Below are 25,709 nucleotides of genomic sequence, written 5' to 3' on the forward strand. Positions count from 1 at the left end.
AACCTGAGGCTGCGGTCCGCGCTCGAGCCACAGGCACGGGTATTCCATCAACGAGCTTCTCGTAAGGACCCTGTCGCAGCTCCCCGGCGAATGGGGAGACCCTTTTGGTAGACACTTCCGCTCCAGGCGCGTCACCTCCGGTACGTCGGCAGTACCCGACCGGACGGCATACTACGAAACCCGAACCGTCGCCCTGTCGAAAGGGACTCATCGGAAAGCACGTCACGGGAGAGTTCGGCATTCCTGCCGCCTTGGTGGCCGGTATGATCCCGCAGGCGTCACCAGTGCCACCTCTGGTTCTTCGTGCTCCTTCTCGGCAAGCGAACTCCGATGGCCATGAAACCATCTGGGCTGGTCGGCGGCTCTTTGGGAGCACGACCGATGCGTCGATTCCGTGACGTCGTGAGACCGCCGGCCGACGCGAAGCCACACGTCGGGCAATCATGCCGGTCGGCTACGAAAACGGCAGCGGTATCCTGGCCGCATCCGAGCGGAGTCAAGAGAGAGGGAATCCACTTGCACGATCTCAGCCCTCACGGCATCGAGCCGAAAGGCGAAGTCTTCTGGGACCTGTCGACGCCGGTTCTGGTCGAGCACACCCTCGACCAAGGTCTCGGCATGTTGGCCCACCGAGGCCCGCTCGTCGTCAGCACCGTCCCCTACACGGGCCGAAGCCCGAAAGACAAGTTCATCGTCCGTGATCCTCAGACCGAGGGCGAGATATGGTGGGGGGACGTCAACCATCCGATCGAGCCCGAGGTGTACGACGCTCTCTATGCGCGCGTGACGGAACATCTGGCCGAGCGCAACCTGTACATCCAGGATTTGTATGCGGGAGCAGACCCCCGGTACCGGCTGGCCGTCCGGGCGATCACCTCGAGTCCGTGGCATGCACACTTCTGCCGGAATATGTTCCGCTTGCCCCGCTCCTACGAGCTCGACGACGAGATCGAACCGTTCCACCCGGACTTCACGCTCGTGCACGCTCCGGACTTCAAAGCGATCCCCGAACGCGACGGCACCCGCAGCGAAGTCTTCATCATCATCTCCTTCGAGCATAAAGTGCTCTTGATCGGCGGCACCACGTACATGGGCGAGATGAAGAAGTCGGTCTTCTCGGTCTTGAACTACCTGCTGCCGAAGAAGGGCGTGCTCAGCATGCACGCCTCGGCCAACGTCGACCAGACGGGACATTCGGCCGTGATCTTCGGGCTCTCCGGCACCGGCAAGACGACCCTGGCGACCGATCCGAAGAGGAACATGATCGGCGACGATGAGATCGGCTGGGGCGTCGACGGCATCTTCAACATCGAGGGCGGCTCCTACGCGAAGGTGATCCGTCTCAGCCCCGAGGACGAACCGCTCATCTTCGAGGCCACCAACCAGTTCGAGGCACTGCTCGAGAACGTGGTGATCAACCCTGAGAGCCGCCGGGTGGAGTGGGATGACGCAACTCGCACCGAGAACATCCGCAGCTCCTATCCGCTCGCTCACCTCCCCAATGTCGTGAAGAGTGGCATGGCTCCGCCCCCACATAACATCGTGTTTCTGTCTGCGGACGCGTTCGGCGTGCTTCCCCCGATCTCGCGACTGACCCGCGAGCAGGCGATGTACTACTTCATCTCCGGATACACGGCCAAGCTCGCCGGCACGGAGAGGGGTGTGAACGAGCCGGCCGCCACCTTCTCCCCATGCTTCGGCGCCCCGTTCCTTCCGCTGCCACCCTCGTACTACGCCGACGTTCTCGCAAAGAAGATCGACGAGTTCGGCACCGGACTCTGGATGATCAACACCGGATGGACGAGTGGACCCTACGGTGTCGGCTACCGGATCCGGATCCCGCACACGCGGGCAATGCTCAACGCGGCGCTCGCCGGCGACCTCGACGACGCCACGTACCACCAGGACTCCATCTTCGGCCTCTCGATCCCGACAGAGGTCCCGGGAGTTCCCGCCGAACTGCTCGACCCTCGTAGCACCTGGGAGGATCCATCTGCCTACGACACGCAAGCCGTCAAGCTGGCCGGGATGTTCCAAAAGAACTTCCGGCAATACGCAGACAATGTTCCCGAGGCCGTCATCGCCGCGGGACCACACACGTGACACGGCATATCGACAGCGCGAACGGCGGCTCGAAGACCGACTCGGTGTGACCCCTGCACGACTTCCCTGGACGTAACCCAAACGGCTGAAGAATCGCCTGGCAGACTCCGCGCGATCCAGGGCGCATGGAGCCGCGAAACACCCGGGGGAGGTCGGGCTGCTGCGGGCGGTCGGCATGTCACGCCGGCAAGCCCGGGGCCCCGGCTCCGGGCTCGCCGCCACGCACCTCGATCCACTGGGGGTAGTAGAACCCACGCGTCTCGTTCAGGGCCTGTGTGGCGCACGAGCGCAGCCGAACCGGAGGGGTTCCCTCACATGCCATCTGTTCGACAGCGGGTGTACGGCAGGGAGGGGCAGGCCGGGAACGCCGCAAGGGTTGTCTGTCGACGCACTAGATTCCCCCCGTGGGCAAGGATGCCGGGTTCAAGGACCATGAGGGCCGAGTCATCGACTTTGGCCGTACCGCCGTCGACTATGAACGCCATCGCCCGGGCTTCCCCGAGAGTTTCTTCGACCGCCTGGTGCACAACCGCTGGATCCGCGCAGGTCAACGCGCCCTCGATCTGGGTACTGGCACGGGCTCCCTCGCTTTGGGTTTCGCCGCCCGCGGACTCGAAGTCACCGGCATCGACATCGCCCCCGAACTACTCGAAGTCGCACGCCAAGCCGCCGTCGACCGCGGACTGTCCGCTCACTTCATCGAGGGGCGTGCCGAGGCCACCGGCCAGGACGACGCCGGCTTCGATCTCGTGAGCGCAGGCCAATGCTGGTGGTGGTTCGACACGGACACAACCATCACGGAGGTCAACCGCATTCTCACCCCGGGCGGTCGCCTGCTCATCTGCGACTTCAGCTACCTGCCGCTGCCCGGCAATGTTGCCGGCCGCACCGAGGATCTGATTCTCCGACACAACCCCGGCTGGCCCAAGGCAGGCTGGCGAGGTGTACACCCCGAGCAGGTACAAGCCCTCGACCGGGGAGGCTTCCAGCACGTCGAGAGCTTCAGCTATGTGACCAACGTGGCGTTCACCCACACCGGCTGGCGCGGTCGCATCCGCACCTGCAACGGGGTCGGCTCGACTCTGAGCGCCGGCCAGGTCCAGCGTTTCGACACCGATCTCGCCGAGCTGCTCGCCCACGAGTTCCCGGGCGAACTCTCGGTGCCGCACCGCGTCTTCGCCACCAGCGGGATCAAGGCCTGAGACCCCCTCCTCCCCGTTCTCGTGACGGTTGACCCGGATTATTCCCGTCAAGCGTCACGAGAACGGTGGTTTTGACGAGACCTGCGAGTTGTTTGTTGCTGCTCCGGTTTCCTATGCTCCCAACCCGTGCGTGCCCTTCGTCCTATCACCGCCGTTTTCTTGAGCTTTGCTCTGGTCATAGGACTCGCCGGCCCCGCACTCGCCGACGCCTTGGCGGCGAAAGTGAACGCCGTGCGTTCGCCCGACCTTCCCATCCTGATGGCGGCTGATGCCCTCGCGGCACAGTCCGCAGCCGCGCAAGCCAAGGCAGGGAAGCAGTTTCACACCAACCTCAATCCGTTGCTGAGCGTCTGCACCGCAGCCGGAGAGGTCGTCGGAGTCGGACCCAATCTCGACTCGATCTTCGAAGCCTTCCGCAACAGCCCGCCCCACTGGGATCTGATCACCTCGTCGAGATGGACATCCATGGGTACGGGAATGACAACGACGAGCGACGGAGCCATCTACGTCTCTGTAATCTTCTGTGAGGGAGCAGACGGCAACGCCCCCGTGCAGCCGGCACCAAGTCCGGCTCCGGCGGCGACCGCCCCGACGCAGACGCGTCACGCATCGATGGCGCTTCCCGCACTCCGCCCTGAACTCGCACTGAGTCCATGCACAGGTGCCGAGACCCGAGAACTCGTCCTTCACGAACCACCCTGGGTCACGGGAAGCTGTCCGGGCCTGGCCTGATCGTCTAGGAGTGTGGGTCAGTATCTGCCGGTGGGGTGGTCGGCTGGTTGACCGCTGACAGGGTTGTGTTGGTGTGGGTCATCTGGTCCCGTCGGGTTCGGTGTACGAGTTTCTGGGGGAGCATCGACGACGCCTGTTCCCGGATGACATGTTCGAGGATCTGTTCTCATCGTCGCGGGGTCGCCCGTCGGTGGCGGGTGATGTGGTCGCTACGGTCATGGTTCTTCAGTCGTTGGAGGGCTTGTCAGATCGTGACGCTGTGGATGCGCTTCGAACCGACCTGAAGTGGAAAGTGGCATGTGGGGTCCCGTTGACTGATGAGGGGTTCCACCCGACTGTGTTGACGTTGTGGCGGAACCGGCTTCGTGCCAGTGACCGCCCGCAGCGGATCTTTGACGCGGTGCGCGCTGTGGTGGTCGAGACTGGGGTGTTGGCGAAACGGACCCGTCGAGCGTTGGATTCGACGCTGCTTGATGACGCGGTGGCGACTCAGGACACAGTGACGCAGTTGACGTCGGTGATCCGCCGGGTCCGTAAGACAGTCCCTGTTGCAGTCACGGTTGACGTGTCAGGTCATGATTACGAGGCCCCTGGCAAACCGGCCTGTGCGTGGGACGATCCTGCTGCTCGTGACGAACTTGTCACCGCCCTCGTCACCGACGCTGCGGCGATCTTGGATGCGGTTGACGGTGTCGCACTTGATGACGATCAGACCCGCCTTGTTGCACTCCTTGCCCTGGTTGCAGGTCAAGATGTTGAACCTGGCGATGAGGAAGGCACGTGGCGGATCGCTCACCGGGTCGCCAAGGACCGGGTCATCTCAACGGTGGATCCCGAGACGAGACATATGCACAAGTCCCGATCCGCCTATCGCGATGGATACAAGGCCCACATCGCGGTTGAACCCGAGACGGGGATCATCACGGCGTGTGATCTGACGCCATCCAGCATCGGGGACGGGCCGGTCGGTGTCGACCTCCTCGATGGTGAACCCTCGGGTCTCACCGTGTTGGCTGATTCGGCGTATGGGGCCGGCCCAACCCGTGCCGATCTTGCTGATGCCGAACACACTGTGGTGATCAAACCCTGGCCGCTGGCACGCAACTCGAAACTCGGCGACGATCAATACACCAGGGACGACTTCACGATCGACTACGACGAACGCACGGTCACCTGCCCCAACCAGACCACGGTGCCGATCAACGCCGGCGGGCAAGCCCGTTTCGGTGCCAGATGCAGGGACTGTCCGGTCCGTGACCGTTGCACGACAGCCGCTGAGGGCAGAGTCTTCAGCGTCGGTGACCACGACCAGCTCCTTGCCCAAGCCCGGGCCCAATGGCGAGACGGAGACGACCTCGACGAGTATCGGCAGTATCGGCCCATGGTCGAACGCTCCATTGCGTGGATCGTCACGAACGGACACCGTAGAGTCAGATACCGAGGCGTTGAACGCAACCGCATCGCCCTCTCCACACGAGCAGCAGTCATCAACCTCCGGCGGCTTATCAACCTCGGACTCGTCTCGAACCCCGACGGATGGGCCCTCCACCCGGGCTGACAACCCCGGACCCACACCCGTTGACACGAACCACGCTCCAGAAACCGTCGCGAACCCGCCACGACCAGCCAACCACCCTCGACCGGACCCCACACCCCCATCGATCAGCAGGCTCCTAGAGGAGCAGCTCTGCGATCTGCACCGCATTCAGTGCGGCTCCCTTGCGAAGGTTGTCGGAGACACACCAGAGGTTCAACCCTCCCGGTGTTCCGAGCGTCTCCCGTATCCGACCGACCAGCGTCTCATCGCGCCCGGCAGAGTCCAGAGGCGTCGGCACCCGGTCCGACCAGACCTCAACGCCGGGAGCCTCTTCGAGAAGCCGAATCGCTTCCTCAACTCCCAACGCCCGCGAGAAGCCGAGCGTGGCCGTGATGCCGTGGCCAACCATCACCGGTACCCGCACACACGTCGGTTCGACCCGCAACTCGGGAAGATCGAGGATCTTGCGGCTCTCGTTCACGAGCTTCCACTCTTCGTCGGTGTAACCGGCGTCTGCCTCGCTACCCGCGAACGGCAACGCGTTGAAGCCGATCGGCCGCACATACACATCACCACCAGGGTCCTTCCATCCGCCGCCGGAGAGGGCATCCAGGTCCTCACCGAGTTCGGCCAACTGTCGTGTCAGCTCATTGATGCCCTGCCGGCCGGAGCCCGACACGGCCTGGTAGGAGCTCACGACCATCGATTCGATGCCGGCCGCCCTGTGCAACGGTGCGACGGCCATCATCAGCCCCATCGTCGTGCAGTTGGGATTGGCGATGATCCCTCGATGCTCTTGCGCCGCGGCATCGTTCACGTCCACGACTACGAGTGGGACATCCGGATCCATCCTGAAGGCCGACGAGTTGTCGACGACGATCGCACCGGCCCGGACGAACGCAGGAGCGAACATCCGTGACCGAGATCCCCCTGCCGAGAACAACGCAACGTCGATTCCGGCCGGATCCGCCTTTTCGAGATCCTCGACCTCGACATCACCCCATGCGGTCTCCACGATTCGTCCGGCCGAACGGCTGCTGGCCATCAGCCGCAGTTCCGACACCGGAAAACTTCGTTCCTCCAGGATCGAGACCATCGCCCTCCCCACGGCGCCAGTCGCGCCGACGACAGCGGTTCGCGCGCTACCCATCGGATTGCTCCTCGAAAAACGCCCTGTGCAGGGCCCGCACGGCCTGCTTGACCTGATCTTCCCGAATCACACATGAGATCCGGATGCTCGACGTCGAGATCATCTCGATGTTGATGCCATGATCGGCAAGAACCTCGAACATACGAGCGGCAATACCCGGGTTCGACCGCATTCCCACTCCGACGACGGAGACGCGGCCGATCTCGAGATCAACGAGCACCGACTTCGCACCCACTTCTTTGGCAACCTCACGCGCCGTCTTCTCCGCGACGGCGACTCCGGCCCTGGGAATCGTGAAGCTGATGTCGGTCGTGCCATCGTGTGAAACGTTCTGCACGATCATGTCGACGTTGACCCCACGATCCGCAAGGGGCGCAAACACCGAGGCGGCGACTCCCGGACGGTCGGGAACACCGACGATGGTGACTTTTGCCTCTGCTGTGTCGTGGGAAATCCCACGAACGATCGCTTGCTCCATTGTGGTCTCCTTCACCCAGGAACCCTGCCCGTCATGAAACGACGAGCGAACATGCAACGGTATGCCGAATCGCTGCGCAACCTCCACAGATCGTGCCATCAACACCTTCGCACCCGTTGACGCCAACTCGAGCATCTCCTCAAACGTGATCTCGTCGAGCTTCCGGGCGGCGGGGACCAGCCGAGGGTCGGCGGTGAACACCCCGTCCACATCCGTGTAGATCTCACACACGTCGGCATGGTTCGCTGCAGCGAGCGCAACCGCCGTCGTATCCGTGCCACCTCTTCCAAGTGTCGTCACGTCTTTGGACTCCGGATCGACGCCCTGGAATCCCGCGACGATGACGACTTTCCCCTCTCCAAGGCTCTCCACGACGCGAAAACCGCGGATCTCACGGATCTTCGCTCCGCCATGGTGCGAATCGGTCAGGATCCCGGCCTGTGATCCGGTGAAACTGACCGCCTCGATACCCTCGGCGTGAATCGCCATCGCGAGCAGTGACATTGCGATTCTCTCACCGGCACTCAACAGCATGTCCATCTCGCGCCCGGGCGGATCGGGGTGCAGCTGGTTGGCAAGGTCGATCAGGTCGTCCGTCGACGATCCCATCGCGGACACGACGACGAGCACCTCGTTGCCGGCCCGCTTGGTTGCGGCAACCCGGGCGGCGACCCGCCGAATCCGCTCCGCGTCCGCCACCGACGTTCCGCCGAATTTCTGAACGTAAAGGCCCATATCGCGCAGGGAGTGTACTTGCCGAAACGGTGAACCCTGGGCTCAGGGGTGCCCGCGGGGCCCCTACGCGCTCAGGGTTCGCCGTTCTGCGGTCAGGGACGTTGCCTGCCGACGCACTAGCATCGCCGCGTCATGCCAAGCGAGAAACGTGATCGTCAACACCGAAACCGGGAAGAGAAGCGGAAACGGCTCAAGAGAGCCCAACGGAACGCGCTCCTGAAACGGCGCTTCATCCAGAGCATCTGGATTGCGCTCATCGTGATGGCCGTCGTCACCGTCTCGAACCTGACCAAAGGGTCGAACACGACCGCCACGACGACGGCGACCACCACGCAACCGTCATCTACGACGACCTCCACGACGACGGCGACCACCACCACCGCCGCTCCTGCGGCTCTTGGCTCTGTGTACGAGACGTTCCGTAACCGGCAGGTGGCTTGTGGAGCGACTGCTCCACCGCCCGCACGCGAGATGCGTTTCGATGCCCCCGAGGACCAACACATCGATCCTGGCGCGACCGTGACCGCCACGGTTGCGACATCTTGTGGCGACATCGTCATCAAGCTGGATCCTGCGTCTGCTCCACAGACGGTCAACTCGTTCGTGTTCCTCGCCCGACAAGGTTTCTTCGACGGGACGGTCTTTCACCGTATCGTCCCGGGTTTCGTGATCCAGGGTGGCGACCCGACGGCAACCGGCACCGGTGGGCCCGGCTACACGATCACAGACGAGTTTCCGTCGGCCGGTTTCACCTACGATCGCGGTGTCGTCGCCATGGCCAATTCGGGATCCGACTCCACGGGGAGTCAGTTCTTCATCGTGCTCGGCGACACGAACCTCAAACCCGCATTCTCGCCGCTCGGCAGGGTCGTCGACGGTGATGCCACCCTCGATGCGATCGCGGCGGTTCCAGTCGCTCCGTCGGCGTCGGGTGAGAACAGCGACCCCCAGGAAACCGTCTACATCGACACGGTCACCATCGACATCACCGGCTGACCGGCCCTCAACGGTTCGGCCTCTGGCCGCGCAGGCATGGACTCGACGAGCTCTCCGGGTACGCTCACGTCGATGGCGGTGGACCTGCACACACACAGCTTCTTCTCCGACGGGAGTGACTCACCGTCCGATGTCGTCCATGCGGCTTTCAGGGCCGGCCTCACGGCCGTTGCACTCACGGATCACGATACGCTCGAAGGTATCCCGGAAGCGCACCAGGCAGCCGGCGAGGTGGGCATGGAGCTCGTGCCTGGCGTCGAGATCTCCTGCGAGTGGGCGCCGGGCACGATGCACATCGTCGTGCTCTTCCTCGACCCGGGACCCGGCCCCCTCCAAGACGAACTCGTCGACCTCCGGCGCAGCCGAGACGCCCGCAATCACGCGATCGCCGACCGTCTCCAACGCCTCGGCATCGACATCACCTACGACGAAGTGGCTCGGCAGGCCGGCACGGGGGTCGTCGGCCGTCCCCACTTCGCCGCCGTGCTGGTCCGCAAAGGCATCGTCGACGACATCAACGGCGCATTCCGTGAACTGCTGGCGGATGGCAAGCCTGCCTATGTGAGCCGAAAGCGGCTCACCCCCGAAGACGCCATCGGACTCGCAAAGGCGTCGGGTGCCGTGTCGGTTCTCGCGCATCCTCACACTCTCGGGCTCGACACGGCAGACGAGTTCGCACGAACTTTCCGGTGGCTCCGGTCGGTCGGGCTCATCGGCCTCGAAGCCTATTGCACCGAGCATCCACCCGACGAGCGCCTGGAACTCGCGTCGGTGGCTCGCAGCCACGGTCTCATCCCGTCGGGAGGATCCGACTACCACGGCTCGTACCGACCCGGCGTGCGGATCGGACAAGGGCGCGGAAACTTGCGGGTGCCTGCCGAGCTGCTCGAGGAGCTCCGGGCAGCCCGGGAAACCTCATGAGCGGCACACGCCTCGGCAAGGCCGCCCTCATCGTCTCTGGAGGCATCCTGCTCTCCCGCCTCCTCGGGTTCCTCCGCACGATGACGCTCGCCGGAATCCTTGGAGCCACGCGTTCTGCGGACCTGTTCCAAGATGCCTTCACGATTCCCGACATCCTCTTCTACCTGATGGCCGGTGGATTCCTCAGTATCACGTTCATTCCGATCCTGGCACGCCACATGGCGGCGGGAGACGAACGGGAAGGTTGGCGATCCTTCGCCGCGGTCTTTCGACCGGTGGCTATCACGATGACGGCGCTCACCGTGATAGCGATGATCGCCGCGCGTCCCATCGTCTCCGCCGTCTTTCCGAGATTCGCGGCTGCAGAACTCGACGAACTCGCTCACCTCATGCGAATCGTGTTCCCGGCCCAGATCTTCTTCGTCCTCGGATCCCTGTTCATGGCCGTTCAGTACGCCCACAAGCGCTTCGTCATACCGATTCTCGCTCCGCTGGTCTACAACACCATGATCATCGCCGGCGGACTGGTGGCATGGAAGGCAGGCGATACGTCCGCAGAGGGGTTCATATGGGGAGCTCTCGTCGGTGCGGCGATCGGCAACTTCGGACTTCAATGGTATGGGGCACACCGTCTCGGGCTGCGATGGGAGCGCAATGTTCCCTGGAATCACCCTGCCCTGAAGGAATACCTGCTGATGGCACTGCCACTCATGCTGGGACAGTCGGTCGCCGTCCTCGATGAGCAATTCCTCAAGTTCTTCGGGCAGCTCGCACAAGCCGGGTCCACCGGTCTGCTCGCCTATGCCAGGCGCATCAACATGCTCCCTGTCGGAATGATCGCCCAGGCCGCCGGGGTCGCCGCATATCCGTTCTTGGCGAGCCTGTTCACAGAAGGACGCATTCGTGAGTTTCGCCGGACGGTGACCAGCGCGCTGCGGTACGGCATCTTCTTCGGATGTGCAGCGACGGCCGCCGTCGTCGGAACGGCGCTGCCCACAATCCGCATCGCCTACCAGCGCGGCCGTTTTGGACCGGAAGACACCCTCGTAACGGCCGGTCTCCTGGCCCTCTACGCGCTGAGCATCCCGTTCTGGGCAATCCACCAGATCTATGCCAGAGCCTTCTACGCGCAACGTCGCATGTGGATTCCCGTCGGAGTCGGCACAGCGGCGACCGCAATCGCCATACCCCTTTACCTGTGGCTTTTCAACAACATGAACATCCGAGGCCTGGCCCTCGCCAGCACCCTCTCGATAGGCATCTACGCCATCGCACTCGCCTCGATCTGGTATGTCCGCAACGGAGTCGAGGGTTTGCGCCCGGTTCTCGGCACCGCCTGGCGAAGCGCGGTTGCCGGTGTAGTGGCCGGCCTCTCCACATGGGAGATCGTCAGGCTCATCATCGGCAGTTCCGTGCCTGGCGCGGACCTCTCGCTCACCGCGCTCGCCGCCGGCGCTCTCGTCGTTGTCCTCGTCTACGGGGTCGTCTCACGGCTTCTCGGCACGCAAGAGCTCACCGATCTCCTACGTGGAAGGACCAGTCGAAGCTGACTCCGCAGCGCCACGTCGCGATCGCGCATGTTGATGGAGTCAGGAGTGCCTGAGCTACGAGGCCTCACTGGACAGGTTGCCGACCCCCGCGCGCTGCATATCACCCCAGACCTTCCGGTGTGGATTCCAGAACATCGCGCGGACCCGCCACCAGACCGTTTGCTGCCGCAGCCCGATCTGCTCCCCGAGTGAGTACACGAGAAGCCGCCACGCCTCTCCAGGACCTTCGTAATACCCGAACCGCTCGTCGAGGATCAGTCCGATCAACGAGTTCGCTGCACCGATGGCCAGGGCGACCAGCATGAGCGGAATCGCTATCTCCAGGTTGAGCAGCCCGAGTGCCAGCGACACAGGTACGACCACCCAACCGATCGCTTCGATGATCGGAGCGAGGAATTCGAACGCAATGAATGAAGGCCAGCCGATCATCCCAATGATCCCGTATCGCGGATTGAACAGCATCCCCCTGTAGTGCCAGACGACCTGCATCAGTCCGCGATGCCAGCGAATCCGCTGCTTGCGAAGTACCTTTCTCGTCGCCGGTACCTCCGTCCATGCAACGGCGTCGGGTGCGTAGACGATCCGATATGGCTTCCGCTGCTTGCGAAAGTGCCGGTGCAGCCGCATCGTCAGCTCCATGTCCTCGCCGAGGTGTCCCTGTCGATAGCCACCTACTTCGATCACGGCTTCCTTCTTGAAGATCCCGAACGCCCCCGACACGATCAACAGAGACCCGAGTGCCGACCACGCGGGGCGCGCGGCAAGAAACGAGCGAATGTACTCGACGACCTGGACCATCTCGATCGGCCGCTTGGGAAGCGACACGTTCGTGACCCTGCCGCGCCGAACCTCGCATCCGTTGAGCGGGCGGACATTGCCGCCGACGGCCACGGTTCGGGCACGATCCTCGACGAAATGCCGGACCGCTCGCAGCAGACATTCCTCATCGAGCACCATGTCGGCGTCGGTGGCCATCACATAGGGAGACCGGGAGATGTTGATGCCGGCATTGATCGCATCTCCCTTGCCGCCATTGTCTTTGTCGACCACGACGATCGGCAGGGGAAGGCGGGAACGATAGATGCGCCGAACGGGCTCGGTCTGCAACCGGGGACGGTACGGGGTATCGATCGGCTCCATGCGGAACTCGTCGATGAGCTGCTGCAACGTGTCATCGGTGCTTCCGTCGTTGACCACGATGATTTCCTTCTTGGCATACTTGAGCATTGCCATCGAGCGCACCGACTCGGCGATGCCCGCGGCCTCGTTGTAGGCGGGAATGATGATCGACACGGGCGGGGTCGTGTCCGAGCTGAGCATGTCGTGGATGCGTCCGAACCGGGACGAGAATTGGTCGGCGCGCAGCGCACGGTAGGAGATGGACGCGAGGACGACCAGCTGCACCTCCATGACGATGAAGTACAGGAGCACTGCATAGTTGAACACTTCAACGAAGGTCATCCAGACTCCCCTACCGCCATGGTGTCCGTCGCAAGTGAGCCTGCGGTAGGGAGATTCCCGGTCATCATCAGCTGCTCTCTCGCCACATCGCGGGCGAAGGAGTCCTCGTCGCCTTGGGCGTCGATCAACGCCTGCCGGCCACCAGGGATCAGGGCAAGCGCCTCGGCAGCGTTGCGACGCACCCACCATTCGGGGTCCCGGAGAGCTTCGACCAGCACCCCGATGGCGCGAGGGTCCATCCGATCGCCAAGGGCCTTGGCCGCCTGGGCACGGACTTCCCACACAGGATCGGTCACGGCGCGCATCAGCGCGGGGACACACTGTGGCGTGCCGGCGGTTCCCAGTGCGGCAGCCGCCCGAATCCTCAGCTCGACGTCATCGCCGTCCAACGCACTCAACAGGGCCGGCTCCGCTCCCACATCGCCGATGGAGCCAAGCACTCTTGCGACGAGTGGCAGCCGGCAGCCGGGGTGCTCCACCGCCGGGTCGGACAGAATGAGATACCGAGCCAGAACGGGCACCGCGACTGCGCCGAGTTTCACCAAGGAATCGGCGATTCTGCTGGCGTTCCATTCCGTTTCCTCTTCCAGCAATGTCACGAGTGGCTGCACCGCCCGTGGATCCTTCAGCCCGGCCAGGGCATCGGCTGCCTGCAAACGGACTTCCGGAACCCGATCTCCAAGAGCTGCCAACAAGGCATCCGCCGTGCTCGGGTCGCCGAGTTCTGCAAGGGCACCGGCGGCCACGACCCTTCGCTCTCTCCGCCGGGATCTCTCCAGGTCCCGGACAAAGCGCTGGACGATGCCCAGGTCCCTGGCGATCTGTAGGAGATTCGTCCGTTCGGTGCCCTGAACGGACCGCAGGAAATCCAGGAGCGTTTCCAGGAAGACCCGGTCCGAAGCCCAGGAGCGAAGCGTGTGCAGCGGATAGCCGGACCGCGTCACGATCTCGCTGAGCGCTCCAATGTAGGAGGCGCGACGGAACTGGTCGAAACGACCTTTGAAGTGGCCGATCACCTTGGTCGCGAACAACCACGCTGCGATCAGCCCCGAGGAGATGACCACGACCAATAGCACCGGCACCAACTGTGCGCTCATCGTTCAGCTTTCATTCATCCATTACGTCGGCCGTGAGACACGGTGAGTTGAACGATTCGAGCGGCCGGCAGGTGCTGCCTGTCTCTCGCCTGCGGAGTATCGGCGGCAACCGTCGATCGAATCAGACGGGCCCCGCCACACTCGCCGGCGCTCTGTTACCCCTCGAGACTCAGACCGGCAGCCCGAAGCTGCACCCGCACCCGTGCCAGCACCTCGCGCACGTTGAACGGCTTGCGCACGAAATCGACGGCGCCCAGGTCGAGACAGGCGACGATATCCTCTTCACTGGTAAGGCCGGAGAGCATGATGACCGGAAGATCGACCCCGTCGTCCGACCACCTCTGAAGGACTTCCGCTCCCAACAGACCCGGCATCACCTGGTCGAGAAGCGCAAGGTCGAACTCGCCGCTCTTGCCCAGCTCATACGCGTCGATGCCGTCATAGACGGCAGTCACTCGCGCACCGGAGGCCTCGAGACTCCTGGAGACGAGCATCGAGACGACCCGGTCGTCTTCAGCAACGAGGATTCTTGCTGCGCTCATGCTGGCAGCTCACCATAGCTGGGCCTCAGGCCACTTACGACCATCATTGAGGCGTTCTCACTTCAACCTCTTTCCGCTGCTGCGACCAGCCAGGTCACAACCGGAACGTAGGCACGGTAGAAGAACGCCGAATCCACGGTCTGTGGCAGCATCCTCACCACCGCTGCACTCCCGGCGATGCTTTGCAGGGGGAACGACACCGCCGCCTCACTGGCATCACCGGCTATGTATACGGTCCGTGTGCCGCGAATGATCATCGGGGAGCGAGTGGGCAGCCCGTGGCGCTCGAGAACGGCCGCTCCGGCGGAGGTTACGGGAAGCTCCAACCAGGCATCGACGGTGCCGGCCGCCTCGATGATCTCGAACCAATTGCCAAAAGGAACGTCGAAGCCCCACCCTTGTGGTGTCTGCCCCGTCACCCGCACCAGGCGGCCGCTCAGCTCCGCTCCTGACAGCACGAACCTATCGTTCTCCGAAACCATGACGATGCCGCTTCCCACGAAATCCCAGTCGTCGGTCCGCAACGATTCCGGCACGGTCGACAGATCGTCGAACCACCGTCCCGACCATCCACTCGACTCGATCGAGAACAGCGTCTCGAGCTTCTCCCTCGCCTCGGGCGGAGTCGGCTGTCCAAGAATCTGCGTCTCACCGTAGAGCCATGTTCCCCGCTCATTCCAGCCGGAGATGCGTTCGACATCCGAGTTCTCGAGACGCCCTGACACCCGTCGCCGCCCCTGCGGATCGACCGCGCCTTCGTCGTTGACATACACACCGTACGCGTCGACCAACATCACGAGATCGGGCCTGGTGCTTGGCCACTCACCGATTGGCGCACCTCCCGGAGCAGCGCCGATGTATCCGTCACTCACCGAGAAGGGAACCTTCAGCGAATGGAGAACGAGGCCCAAAGCCTGGTGTTCACGATACGAGTCATCGAGCACCGTCTCGTCAAAGACAACCAAGGAAACATCACTGACCGGTCGGCTGTGCCATATCGCCCATCCCACCGATGGCCAGGCCAGCACCGGAACCAGCACGAACACGACGACGGACGTGATCAGCCGGTGGTAGCGGCGTTGAGGACGCGACAATCCGGTTGCAGCGAGACGATCTCTCATCTCTCTACTTTCGGCCTGGTTGCCGGTTAGTTGAGCAAGCCGTCCGTCAGCCGTTCGGCGGCGGCTCGGTTCGCCCTGACAACACCCAGGGACTTTCGAGATGTGGCGTCGACGGCAGGGAGGCTGCGATTACCTCTTCGAACAGGACCTGTTGAACCACAGCAGCGATTGCTGCGGCTTCGAGCGGGCCGGCACCGCCTTCGATATGAAGTTCAGTCTCCATCGAGTTCCACCAGTTCGATCAGCGTACCGGCCAGCGTCGCTGGATGCACGAACGCGATGCGATGTCCGCCACCGCCTCTGCGAGCTTGCTCATCGACCAGGCGCGCCCCTCGCTCCTTGAGATGGTCCAGGGCATCGTCGATCGAAGTCACCGCGATGGCGATGTGATGCAGTCCCTCACCGCGCCTTGCCAGGAACTTGCCCACCGGGCTCGATGGAGACAGCGGTTGAAGCAGCTGCACATAGGATCCCCCGACCGGCAACATTGCCTCTTCGACTTCCTGCTCGGAGATGATCTCGCGCGACAGAGGTTCGATGCCGAGAAGTTCCTTGAACTCTGCGAGGGACGCATCGAGGTCGTCGACGGCAATGGCGACATGGTCCAGGTTGAAGGCCTTCACAAAACCAGCCTACCGCCCCTGGGGTACGATGCATCAGTCGCGCAAAAGGAGTCGTCCACCATGGGTGCCGTGATCACCGGAATCGCCAGAACGCCACAAGGCAGGTTCGCGGGAGTGTTCAAGCCGGTGAAAGCGATCCAACTCGGCGCGGTCGCGATGCACGGTGCGCTGGAACGATCTCGACTCGCCCCGGAACGCATCGAGGAGGTGATCTTCGGTCAAGTCCTCCAGGCGGGAGAAGGCCAGATCACCGCGCGGCAGGCCGCCGTCCAGGCCGGAGTTCCCATGACCGTTCCGGCCGTGACGATCAACAAGGTGTGCCTGTCGGGAATGGCCTCCATCGCCATGGCGGACCGATCGATTCGCCTTGGAGAGTCCAACTTCGTGCTGGCGGGAGGCATGGAGTCCATGAGCAACACGCCCTACATCGCCCCCAAGGCCCGTTGGGGGGCCCGGATGGGCGATGCACGGCTCGTCGACGCCATGCTGCACGATGGCCTCTGGTGCAGCTTCGATCATTGCATCATGGGCGAATCCGCCGATCGCAAGAGTGCGCAGTTGGGCATCGGTCGCGAAGAGCAGGACCGGTGGGCATTCAACAGCCACAAACGAGCCTTGGCAGCTACGGAATCCGGCGCGTTCGCCGACGAAATCGTTCCGGTCGAAGTGCCTCGACGCAAAGCCGACCCGATCGTCGTCGTCACAGACGAAGGCATCCGCCCGGACACCACGATGGAGAGCCTTGCCGGGCTCCGACCGGCTTTCTCCGATGACGGAACGGCGACGGCCGGCAACGCTTCGCAGATCAGCGATGGCGCGGCCGCAGTCGTCGTCGCAGATCGCGCTGCTGCAGAAGCAGAAGGACTGCCGATCCTCGCCGAGATCCTGTCCTATGGTCAGATCGGAGGCAGAGACGCCACGCTCCAGGAACGTCCAGGTGAGGCCCTCGCACTTGCCTTGAAGAAGGCCGGCATGGATGCGGCCGACCTCGAACTGGTGGAGATCAACGAAGCGTTCGCTTCGGTCGCCGTATGGTCCGCCCGCATGCTCGACCTGGACCCGGAAAAGGTCAACGTCAACGGTGGTGCCGTGGCCCTGGGACATCCACTCGGCGCATCGGGGGCCCGCATCACGGTGACCCTGGTCAACGCACTTCGCCGGCGAGGAGGCGGCATCGGTGCGGCGGCGCTCTGCGGTGGTGGCGGCCAGGGTGATGCCCTGATCTTGGAGGTGTTCGCATGATGCTGGAAGCGCCCGATCACAATCTCGCACTCGACCTGGTGCGCGTCACCGAGGTGGCGGCAATGGCCGCCGCACGGTGGCAGGGCAGAGGGGACAAGGAAAACGCAGACCAGGCCGCCGTGGACGGGATGCGTGCCGTCCTCTCGACCGTGGCAATCGATGGGACGATCATCATCGGCGAAGGCGAGAAGGACAACGCCCCCATGCTGTTCAACGGAGAGCGCGTCGGCTCTGGAAAAGGTCTGCAAGTCGATGTTGCCGTGGACCCCGTCGATGGCACGACATTGACGGCAGAGGGCATGCCCGGAGCGCTCGCCGTGATCACGGTCGCGGAAGCCGGTTCGATGTATGCACCGGGAAGCCTCGTGTACATGGACAAGATTGCCGTCGGCCCTGCTGCCGCAGGCTCAATCGACCTGGATGCCCCCGTTGCTCACAATCTGCGCCAGGTCGCCCGCGCCCTGGGCAAGGACATCAACGACCTCACGGCGATCATCCTCGATCGTCCACGAAACAAGAAATACGTGGACGCGGTGCGTGCCGCCGGCGCACGTATTCGATTGATTCGTGATGGCGACGTCTCCGCAGCCATCTCGACGGCGGAATCGGATTCCGGCATCGACATCCTGCTCGGCATCGGCGGGTCACCGGAAGCCGTGATCGCTGCAGGGGCACTCGCCTGCCTCGACGGTGAGATGCAGTGCAGACTCTGGCCGCGAGATGACACCGAGCGTCGGTACGCCTTGGAGAACGGTCTCGACCTCGACGCCGTCCTGACAACGAGAGATCTGGTCGACTCCGACAACGTCTTCTTCGCGGCAACGGGCGTCACCGATGGGGAGCTTCTCGACGGGGTGACATTCTTCGCGGACGGTGCGGAGACGCATTCGGTGGTCATGCGGTCGAAGACCGGTGCGGTCCGTTACGTCGACACACGACACAATCTCAAGAAGCTGGAGCACATCAGCAGCGTCCCATTGAGCTGACAGGCTCGCTTTGCTCATCGGTATCCCATATCGCGACCTGACGTCGCGACAAGACCGAAGGGCAGAGATCGCGGCTCTTGCCGACACTCTCCTTTTCCTCGGCGCCCACAGTCACCGGTCGGCGGTGCTGCACCGAAACGTCGACAAGACCGGCGGGCGGCCACAACGACTCTCGCCGTCAGGCGTCTCCTAGATCGCGCCGCCGATCTCGAGGGCTTCGATGAGCGTCGAGGCGGTCGCCACTCCAGTCGCCCGAATCCGATCCTGCGGGAATGTCCCGCGGTCATAGAGCACACATCTCGTACCGACGGCCACCGCTGCTTCGACATCGTCCAGCGCATCGCCGATCACGAGCACCCCCTGAACGTCCATGCCCTCCTCGAGAGCCTGGAGATGGCTCTCGAGGAATGCCTGCTTCCGGGCTCCCCGCTCCCCTCGAAGACCTTCCACACGCTTCATGAATGGTCCGATGCCGAACCGTTCGACCATGGTGACAAGGTCATCATGCCAAAGCATCGAAAGGAGCGATTGCGTGTGGCCCGCACCGGTCACGCCCTGCAGCGCCTCCATCGCGTCCGGAGCGAGCCGTGTCTGCGCAAGCAGGTCCCGATAGGCAACATGGAAGACATCGTCGATCAGGCGCCACTCGTCATCGGGAACCGTCCTTCCGAGGAGTGACTCATAGAAACGACGTACGGGGCGCTGATAGTGCGCCCCGTACTCTCCGGCGGTGATCAACGGCTCACCGATCTCTGTCAGTGTCACATTCACCGCATCGACGACCTGCGTCAGATCGTCGAGCAGTGTTCCATTCCAGTCCCAAACGATGTGCACCGTCGAGACCTTAGAGGAGCCCTATCGACTACTCGGCGACGCGGCGGCGAAGGCCGGTGGATGGCTTGAAATAGACGTACTTCGTCGCGGCGATCATGATCTCTTCGCCCGTGGCAGGATTGCGGCCTTTGCGGGCGGAACGGCTGCGAGTTCCGAACTTACCGAAGCCTGCAATCTCGATCTTCCTGCCGGCATCCAACTCGACGGCGATGATGCCTTCGCCCGGCTTCGTGGAGAAGATCTCTTCGATCACTTCTGCAGCTTTGGTCTTTGTCAAGCCGGTCTTCTTGGCCAGCTTGTCGGCCATTTCCTTCTTGTTCACGAGTTCTCCCTCGCTCATGCACCGGAGGTTTCCAGCGCTCTTTGCCGGCCGTCGCGTCCGACGACACCCAAAAGCTACCCTGTTTCGTTGACTTTGTGGGGGATTGTGCCGTCCCTCACATCTCCTGCCTGCCTGTCAAGGCCCGGCCGAGAGTGAGCTCGTCGGCGTAGTCCAGATCCCCACCGACGGGCAGACCACTGGCGAGACGGGTCACCTGCACCCCCAGCGGCTTCAGCTCTCTCGCCAGATACATGGCGGTCGTGTCGCCCTCCACCGTCGGATTGGTGGCCACGATCACTTCCTGGATCCCTTCGTCGGAGATCCTCCTCACAAGCTCGGTGATATGGAGCTGACCGGGCCCGATCCCTGCTATCGGCGAGAGCGAACCGCCGAGCACGTGGTAGCGGCCCCGAAACTCCTGCGTCCGTTCGATAACGACGATATCTTGGGGACGCTCGACAACGCAGACGAGCGAACCGTCGCGCCGAGAGTCCCGGCAGATGGCGCACTCTTCGTCGGCAGCGACGTTGAAGCACCGGCTACATACCTGCACCTGTGTCCGCATGTCGATGATCGACTGTGCGAGACGGCGAGCATCCGCCTCTTCGACACCCATCAAGTGAAATGCCAGTCGTTGGGCCGATTTCCTCCCGATTCCCGGCAACCGGGCGAGTTCGTCGATGACGCGTTGGACAGGAGCTGCGAACATCAGCCGAGAAGGTCTCCAAGACCGCCAAGACCTCCGGTGACAGTGCCCATCTGTTGCTCGGCAGCACCCGATGCTGCCTCGAGCGCCTGATTGACGGCGGCAACGACCAGGTCGCCGAGCATCTCCGGATCCTCGGGGTCGATCACCGACGGGTCGATGTCGACGGAGACGATCGAGCCGCCGCCGGTGACGGTGGCCTTCACGACGCCGCCGCCGGCCGATCCTTCGAACTTGGTCTCGGCGAGTTGCTGCTGTACCGAAGCCATCCGTTCCTGCATCTGCTGCGCCTGCTGCATCAGCTTGCGCATGTCCTGTGGTCGCATTCCCATGGGCACCAGGGTATCAGTCTCTGGGGATGTCCTCGATGACCTGCCCACCCAACAGGCCCTCGACGAGCGCTCCCGGATCTGCGTCGGCAGGAGCCTCGGCGAGTTGATCCTTGTCGGGGGCCCGTTGATCGTTCACCTCGGCCGGCGCAGCGGTGCTCGACCGAAAGACAACCTGGACGGATCCTCCCAGCAGTTCACCCGCTCGGTCCGCGACGATTCTCGCGATGTGCGGATCGCCATTGATCTGTGCGAGATGGAAACCGAGATGCTCGGGAAGCACGAGCACGACCGTCGAACCTTCCACATGCCCGGGACTTGCCTCGCGGAACATCGCGAGCCGTCGCGGGCCCAACTCGTCTCGAACGGCACCGACCAGTGCCGGCCATACCGATTCGAACTGCTCGATCGTCAGGCCTTCGATGGGAGGCATGCTCTGCATGTCGAGCCGTTCGTCATCGCTCTCGATCGATCCCTGTTCAACGTCCCCCCTTGGCGCGTCCCCCCGAGGCGCGGCGTCCCCCCTTGGCGCGTCCCCCCGAGGCGCGGCGTCCCGGGACTTCGCCTTCGGTGCCGGCTCGGCCTTCGTCGTCTGGTCCGGCGTCGTCCCTGAATCATCGGCCCCGCCCGCCCGCACCGAACCGCCCGTCGGGGACCGCGTGGGTCGAGGCGCCGCCTGCTGCATACGCCGCACCTGCTGTTCGACCCGATCCATCCGAGCCGAGAAAGAGGCGACATCCACACTCGTCTCCGGCCGTGTCAGCTTGAGCAGGGCCAACTCGACCATCAGGCGCTCTTCACGACCTTCTCTGAGCCCCAGCAACGCTTCGCTGAGCCGGTCGACCGCACGCAGCACCTCCGGCGGCGGCAGCTCCCGTGCCACCTTCCGCCACTCATCCAGCGTTGCCTCGGGTTCATCGGCCACCTCGGCCAGATTCGGTGCGTAGTGGGCGAGGAACACACCGCGGAAGTAGCCGAGAGCCTCGGACACGAATCGTCTCAGATCAACACCTTGGGATGAGAGTTCCGCGACGAGTTCGAGCGCCGCCTTCGCATCCTGGCTCGTGATGGCCGACGAGAGCCGAGAGAATGCTTCACCGTCGGCGAGACCCAAAGCCCGGTTCACCCCGTGGGCCTCCACTTTCCCCTCGCCGAGCGCCGCAACCTGTTCCAGCAGACTGAGCGCGTCGCGGACCGAACCCCTCGCACGACGAGCGACGGCCGTCAAGGCAAGATCGGTCGCCTCGTAGCCTTCCAAGCCGCTGATGCGACGCAGGTGCGCGACGAGCACCCCGACCGGCACCTGGCGGAAATCAAACCGCTGAGAGCGACTCCGAATGGTGTCGAGCAGCTTGTACGGCTCCGTGGTGGCAAGCACGAAATGGACATGCTCTGGTGGCTCTTCGAGTGTCTTCAGCAATGCGTTGCCTGCGGCCTTGGACAGCATGTGGGCCTCGTCGAGGATGAACACCCGCTTCGCCCCACCGACCGAGGCGACGGTCGAGACACTTACCCGCATCTCTCTGATATCTTCCACGCTGTTGTGGGAGGCGGCGTCGAGTTCGATCACGTCCAGCGAGGATCCCTCCGTGATCGCCACACACGACGGGCACACTCCGCACGGTTCACCCTCGGAGTTGCGATCCGGACAGTTCAGCGACTTGGCGAGTACTCTCGCAGTAGTCGTCTTTCCGGTACCCCGGGGTCCCGCAAAGAGGTAGGCATGGGCGACACGTCCCTCCCCGATCTCTCGCGCGAGAGTCTCGGTGATGTGATCCTGGCCCACGATTTCCGAGAAGCGTTGCGGCCGGTATTTGCGGTAGAGCGCCTGATAGTCCACTGATGGCGATGGTAGCGGGGACTGATGACAGCAGTCAGAGGGAGGCCGACAGCCGACGAGTAACGGCCGGCAATTGGTCGTTTGCAGCGACCCGCGTACGTTTTCTCCCCACAAGTTCGCGTCCCTGGCGGCCGATACGCTACGAAACAGGAGTTCCGTGAACCAGACACCAGACGCCCCCGACACGGGCACGAAGGCCCAAGACGCCTCGCCGACCCGAACCCCTGCCGTGTGGGCTCACGGTCTCGTACGGCGGTTCGGCAAGAACCTGGCCGTCGACAACGTGAGCCTCTCGATCGACCGTGGGGAGTTCTACGGACTGCTCGGACCGAACGGTGCCGGCAAAACCACGACGATCAAGATGATCGTGGGTCTCCTTCGGCCCACGGCGGGCACCGCAGGCATCAACGAATTCGAGACGTGGCGTCAGCCGATCGAGGTCAAGCGAAGAGTCGGCGTCCTCCCCGAGGAGTTCAACCTCTACGATCGCCTCACCGGTTCCGAACTCCTGGACTTCACCGCGGCACTTCATCACATCTCCAAGAGAGATGCCGTCTCGCGTCGTCGTGAGCTGCTCCACCTGCTCGATCTCGAAGACTCGGCGTCGGTGCTCATCGCCGACTACTCACGAGGGATGCGCAAGAAGCTGGCGCTCGCTGCGGCAGTCATCCACGCTCCCCCGGTCCTGTTCCTCGACGAGCCGTTCGAAGGCGTCGATCCCATCAGCGCACGCCTCATCCGACGACTACTCCAGAGGTACACGGCCCAAGGATCCACGGTCGTATTCTCATCCCACGTAATGGACTTGGTGGAGCGGCTGTGTACCAGAGTCGGGATCATGCTGCACGGCAAGCTGGTGGCCGAAGCGACTCCGACTGATCTCAAGGCGCAACACGGATCGATGGAAGAAGCATTCCTTTCGACAGTGGGAGCCGAAGACCTCGGCGAAGGACTCGGATGGTTAACCGCCTCGTCTGGCTGAAATGGCGACTTCTCGTGAACGGTCTCAAGCGAGACCGGCAACGCACCGTCGGGTTCCCCCTCGTCGTGCTGCTCATCCTCTGGGTGTCCTTCTGGCTCTCCGAGCATTTTGTGAACACTGCACTCTCGCTACCCGGCGAAGCGAGGGAGGAGTTCACCTACTGGGCCGCCCTCATCGCATGGCTGGCGTGGGCGACACTCCCGGTTCTTCTCTTCCCCCTCGACGAGACGCTCGACCCTGCGCGATTCTCCCTTTCTCCGATCCCTCGCGGAAAACTGATGGTCGGCCTCACGGCCGCCGCCCTCGTGACGCCGACACTCCTGGTCCCAATCGTTCTCCTCGCGGATGATCTCCTTCTCTTCGCGCACGGACCGATAAGGGCGATCGCCTGGCTAGGTTCGGCGCTGCTCCTCCTGCTCATGGTCGTCACCGGACGGGCGTTCTCGAGTCTTGTCACAAGAGTCCTTCGCGGCCGGCGCGGCCGAGATCTTGCCATGCTGCTCGTCGGCACGCTCGGCGTCGCAGGCTTCGGTCTTCAACAGTTGCTCTCCAGAACCATCGACACACTCGGCATGGAAACGGCGGTGCTGTCCCACCCGCTCTCATCGGTCGCATGGGCTCTGCCCCCTGTGGCCGCCCAACGTGCGATCACCGAGGCCGGCTCCGGCAACTGGGGTGGGGCAATCACGATGCTGACGGTCGGTGTCGGATGGCTGCTGCTGATCGTGAGCGGCTGGGAACGGCTCCTCAGACATCTCACTACGACCCCGGAGGCCGTGACTGCACCGATGGCGCGCAGGAACGGGCACGGTTTTGCTCGCCTCCCCGGCTGGTCTCCGCCGCTGCTCATCGCAAGAAAAGAGATCCGCTTCTATCTTCGAGATCCCCGACAGCGGATGGTTTGGACCGGGGCCGTTATCTTCCTCGGAGTCATCGCGGCCTCGATCCTCGTAGGTACCGCAACCCTCTCCTTGCTGCAGAACAGTGTCTGGCTCCCGCTGCTCGGACCGCTGGTCGTCATCTTCGTCGGACTTCCGGTGGCACTGAACCAGTTCGGGTGGGAACGCAACGCCGCCTCGTTCCTGTTCGCCCTCCCCGTTCGCCCTCTACAGATGATCATCGGCAAGAATCTGGCAACGTCCTCCGCAGTCCTCCTCGAAACACTCACACTCTCCGTCATCCTCGCCGGAGTCGCAGACGCCTGGAACGTCCTCTGGCTCATCCCGCCGCTTGCCCTCACCGCAGCCGCATGCCAGCTCTCGGTCGGCAATGTCGTCTCGGTCCTCGCACCGTTGCGCCTGCCGAATGTCGGGACCGATATGTTCGCTCAAGCGTCGGAACAGGGCTGCCTTTCGGTCGGAGCACAGGTGGTGTCGTTCTTCGTGATCACCCTGCTGATGGTCGGGCCGATCTCTGCGTTTGCACTCGTCGTGTCCTTCGGCCAGGCGCTCTCCCCGTGGATCGCCATCGTCGGTTCGCTGCTATGGGGAACGATCGTCTACGGAATCGGCTTGCTCATCTCCAGCAAGGTGCTGGCACGAAGGGTGCCGGAGATCGTGGCCCTGGTCCAGACGATGTGAGGCTCACTTCGTTCGCTGTACTCGGTATCGGGTACTTCGTATCGCGACGCTACGTCGATGCAAGACCGCAGGGCGAACGTACCCGAAAACCGGAGACTCTTTCCTCGTCTACTCTCCTCGTCGTGACCTCTCTACGGCTCGGCATCGATCTCGACGGCGTCGTCGCCGACTTCAACGCCGGCTGGATCGACCGATACAACACCGAGTTCGAGGCCGAACTGCCGCTCCACTCCGTACAGTCCTGGAATGGGCTGCACACCCTGACCCACTTCCGGAACGACCGTGAGTTCTGGGCATGGGCACAAGGACACGGCGGTGGAAGCATCTTTCGACATCTCGATCTGTACCAAGACGCACTCGAGACTCTCGAAGCCCTGAGCGCTGCCGGGCATCACATCGTCATCGTCACATCCAAGCCCGGGTGGGCCATCCACGACACATTCGCATGGCTGGCCGACAGGCACATCCCGACCAGGGAAGTTCATATCATCGAGGCCAAGTGGCAGGTCCCCTGCGACGTCTACCTCGACGATGCGCCCCACCAGATCCGGCGCCTCGTGGCCGAACGTCCCGGGGCCACGGTCTGTCGTTTCGTCCGTCCGTGGAACGAGCCGGTCGATCACACGGTGGACGTGCACTC

25 protein-coding genes are annotated in these 25,709 nt (G+C 63.4%); 12 read left to right on the plus strand and 13 right to left on the minus strand.

Features of this window, described 5'->3' with window-relative positions; translation table 11 throughout:
* Window positions 1-516 precede the first annotated feature (516 nt).
* The 4 genes from pckA (at window position 517) to GXP34_12765 (ending at window position 5,595) form a co-directional block, all read left to right on the plus strand.
* Window positions 517-2,103: a phosphoenolpyruvate carboxykinase (ATP) gene (gene pckA, locus GXP34_12750; protein ID NOY56835.1), complete on the plus strand. Its 1,587-nt coding sequence runs from the start codon at window positions 517-519 to the stop codon at window positions 2,101-2,103.
* Between the two features lie 446 nt (window positions 2,104-2,549).
* A complete protein-coding gene (locus GXP34_12755) occupies window positions 2,550-3,305 on the plus strand; it encodes a methyltransferase domain-containing protein (protein ID NOY56836.1) in 756 nt (251 codons plus the stop codon).
* Window positions 3,306-3,431: 126 nt separating this feature from the next.
* Window positions 3,432-4,037: a hypothetical protein gene (locus GXP34_12760; protein NOY56837.1), complete on the plus strand. Its 606-nt coding sequence runs from the start codon at window positions 3,432-3,434 to the stop codon at window positions 4,035-4,037.
* Window positions 4,038-4,110: 73 nt separating this feature from the next.
* Entirely contained in the window at window positions 4,111-5,595 is a 1,485-nt protein-coding gene (locus GXP34_12765; protein NOY56838.1) for an IS1182 family transposase, read from the plus strand.
* Between the two features lie 115 nt (window positions 5,596-5,710).
* Here the strand turns inward: GXP34_12765 and GXP34_12770 are convergent, their stop codons facing one another.
* Both GXP34_12770 and GXP34_12775 read right to left on the minus strand, forming a co-directional pair.
* A complete protein-coding gene (locus tag GXP34_12770; protein NOY56839.1) occupies window positions 5,711-6,724 on the minus strand; it encodes an aspartate-semialdehyde dehydrogenase in 1,014 nt (337 codons plus the stop codon).
* Window positions 6,717-7,937: an aspartate kinase gene (locus GXP34_12775; protein NOY56840.1), complete on the minus strand. Its 1,221-nt coding sequence runs from the start codon at window positions 7,935-7,937 to the stop codon at window positions 6,717-6,719. The genes GXP34_12770 and GXP34_12775 overlap by 8 nt, the downstream gene beginning before the upstream one ends.
* Before the next feature lie 471 nt (window positions 7,938-8,408).
* Between GXP34_12775 and GXP34_12780 the strand changes: the two genes are divergently transcribed.
* The 3 genes from GXP34_12780 (at window position 8,409) to murJ (ending at window position 11,404) form a co-directional block, all read left to right on the plus strand.
* Window positions 8,409-8,933 carry a peptidylprolyl isomerase gene (locus tag GXP34_12780; GenBank protein NOY56841.1) on the plus strand — a complete coding sequence of 175 codons (525 nt, stop codon included), beginning with the start codon at window positions 8,409-8,411 and terminating at the stop codon, window positions 8,931-8,933.
* Window positions 8,934-9,005: 72 nt separating this feature from the next.
* Complete coding sequence (locus GXP34_12785) at window positions 9,006-9,854, plus strand: PHP domain-containing protein (GenBank protein ID NOY56842.1); 849 nt, start codon at window positions 9,006-9,008, stop codon at window positions 9,852-9,854.
* On the plus strand, window positions 9,851-11,404 hold the full coding sequence (gene murJ / locus GXP34_12790) for a murein biosynthesis integral membrane protein MurJ (GenBank protein NOY56843.1): 1,554 nt from the start codon (window positions 9,851-9,853) through the stop codon (window positions 11,402-11,404). The genes GXP34_12785 and murJ overlap by 4 nt, the downstream gene beginning before the upstream one ends.
* Window positions 11,405-11,458: 54 nt before the next feature.
* Here the strand turns inward: murJ and GXP34_12795 are convergent, their stop codons facing one another.
* The 6 genes from GXP34_12795 to mce all read right to left on the minus strand — a co-directional run bounded on the left by GXP34_12795 (window position 11,459) and on the right by mce (window position 16,233).
* Window positions 11,459-12,865 (minus strand): glycosyltransferase, encoded by a 1,407-nt coding sequence (locus tag GXP34_12795; GenBank protein ID NOY56844.1) that lies wholly within the window; start codon window positions 12,863-12,865, stop codon window positions 11,459-11,461.
* Window positions 12,862-13,962 (minus strand): HEAT repeat domain-containing protein, encoded by a 1,101-nt coding sequence (locus GXP34_12800; protein ID NOY56845.1) that lies wholly within the window; start codon window positions 13,960-13,962, stop codon window positions 12,862-12,864. Before GXP34_12800 ends, GXP34_12795 begins: the two co-directional genes overlap by 4 nt.
* Window positions 13,963-14,117: 155 nt before the next feature.
* Window positions 14,118-14,504: a response regulator transcription factor gene (locus GXP34_12805; protein NOY56846.1), complete on the minus strand. Its 387-nt coding sequence runs from the start codon at window positions 14,502-14,504 to the stop codon at window positions 14,118-14,120.
* Window positions 14,505-14,566: 62 nt separating this feature from the next.
* Window positions 14,567-15,625 (minus strand): hypothetical protein, encoded by a 1,059-nt coding sequence (locus tag GXP34_12810; protein NOY56847.1) that lies wholly within the window; start codon window positions 15,623-15,625, stop codon window positions 14,567-14,569.
* Between the two features lie 46 nt (window positions 15,626-15,671).
* Window positions 15,672-15,848 carry a hypothetical protein gene (locus GXP34_12815; protein NOY56848.1) on the minus strand — a complete coding sequence of 59 codons (177 nt, stop codon included), beginning with the start codon at window positions 15,846-15,848 and terminating at the stop codon, window positions 15,672-15,674.
* Complete coding sequence (mce, locus tag GXP34_12820; GenBank protein NOY56849.1) at window positions 15,838-16,233, minus strand: methylmalonyl-CoA epimerase; 396 nt, start codon at window positions 16,231-16,233, stop codon at window positions 15,838-15,840. The genes GXP34_12815 and mce overlap by 11 nt, the downstream gene beginning before the upstream one ends.
* A 75-nt stretch (window positions 16,234-16,308) precedes the next feature.
* Between mce and GXP34_12825 the strand changes: the two genes are divergently transcribed.
* Together GXP34_12825 and glpX are read left to right on the plus strand one after the other, a co-directional pair.
* Complete coding sequence (locus tag GXP34_12825; protein NOY56850.1) at window positions 16,309-17,490, plus strand: acetyl-CoA C-acyltransferase; 1,182 nt, start codon at window positions 16,309-16,311, stop codon at window positions 17,488-17,490.
* Window positions 17,487-18,476 carry a class II fructose-bisphosphatase gene (gene glpX / locus GXP34_12830; GenBank protein ID NOY56851.1) on the plus strand — a complete coding sequence of 330 codons (990 nt, stop codon included), beginning with the start codon at window positions 17,487-17,489 and terminating at the stop codon, window positions 18,474-18,476. Before GXP34_12825 ends, glpX begins: the two co-directional genes overlap by 4 nt.
* A gap of 189 nt (window positions 18,477-18,665) precedes the next feature.
* Here glpX and GXP34_12835 read toward each other — a convergent pair whose 3' ends face one another.
* The 5 genes from GXP34_12835 to dnaX all read right to left on the minus strand — a co-directional run bounded on the left by GXP34_12835 (window position 18,666) and on the right by dnaX (window position 22,507).
* The gene (locus tag GXP34_12835) at window positions 18,666-19,310 is read right to left on the minus strand and encodes an HAD family hydrolase (protein NOY56852.1); all 645 of its coding nucleotides are present in this window, start codon (window positions 19,308-19,310) and stop codon (window positions 18,666-18,668) included.
* Window positions 19,311-19,338: 28 nt separating this feature from the next.
* Window positions 19,339-19,650 (minus strand): HU family DNA-binding protein, encoded by a 312-nt coding sequence (locus GXP34_12840; GenBank protein NOY56853.1) that lies wholly within the window; start codon window positions 19,648-19,650, stop codon window positions 19,339-19,341.
* A 97-nt stretch (window positions 19,651-19,747) separates the two neighbouring features.
* On the minus strand, window positions 19,748-20,341 hold the full coding sequence (gene recR / locus GXP34_12845; GenBank protein ID NOY56854.1) for a recombination protein RecR: 594 nt from the start codon (window positions 20,339-20,341) through the stop codon (window positions 19,748-19,750).
* Window positions 20,341-20,664 (minus strand): YbaB/EbfC family nucleoid-associated protein, encoded by a 324-nt coding sequence (locus GXP34_12850; GenBank protein NOY56855.1) that lies wholly within the window; start codon window positions 20,662-20,664, stop codon window positions 20,341-20,343. Before GXP34_12850 ends, recR begins: the two co-directional genes overlap by 1 nt.
* Window positions 20,665-20,683: 19 nt before the next feature.
* Entirely contained in the window at window positions 20,684-22,507 is a 1,824-nt protein-coding gene (gene dnaX / locus GXP34_12855; protein ID NOY56856.1) for a DNA polymerase III subunit gamma/tau, read from the minus strand.
* 157 nt (window positions 22,508-22,664) lie between these two features.
* Here dnaX and GXP34_12860 point away from each other — a divergent pair, with 157 nt between their 5' ends.
* From GXP34_12860 to GXP34_12870, 3 genes are all read left to right on the plus strand, one after another.
* Window positions 22,665-23,489 carry an ABC transporter ATP-binding protein gene (locus GXP34_12860; GenBank protein NOY56857.1) on the plus strand — a complete coding sequence of 275 codons (825 nt, stop codon included), beginning with the start codon at window positions 22,665-22,667 and terminating at the stop codon, window positions 23,487-23,489.
* A complete protein-coding gene (locus tag GXP34_12865) occupies window positions 23,465-25,069 on the plus strand; it encodes a hypothetical protein (protein ID NOY56858.1) in 1,605 nt (534 codons plus the stop codon). Before GXP34_12860 ends, GXP34_12865 begins: the two co-directional genes overlap by 25 nt.
* Before the next feature lie 122 nt (window positions 25,070-25,191).
* A partial coding sequence (locus GXP34_12870; GenBank protein NOY56859.1) for a hypothetical protein occupies window positions 25,192-25,709 on the plus strand: 518 nt, incomplete at its 3' end.

Source organism: Actinomycetota bacterium (genome assembly GCA_013152275.1).
In the GTDB taxonomy this organism is placed as follows: domain Bacteria; phylum Actinomycetota; class Acidimicrobiia; order Spongiisociales; family UBA4744; genus BMS3Bbin01.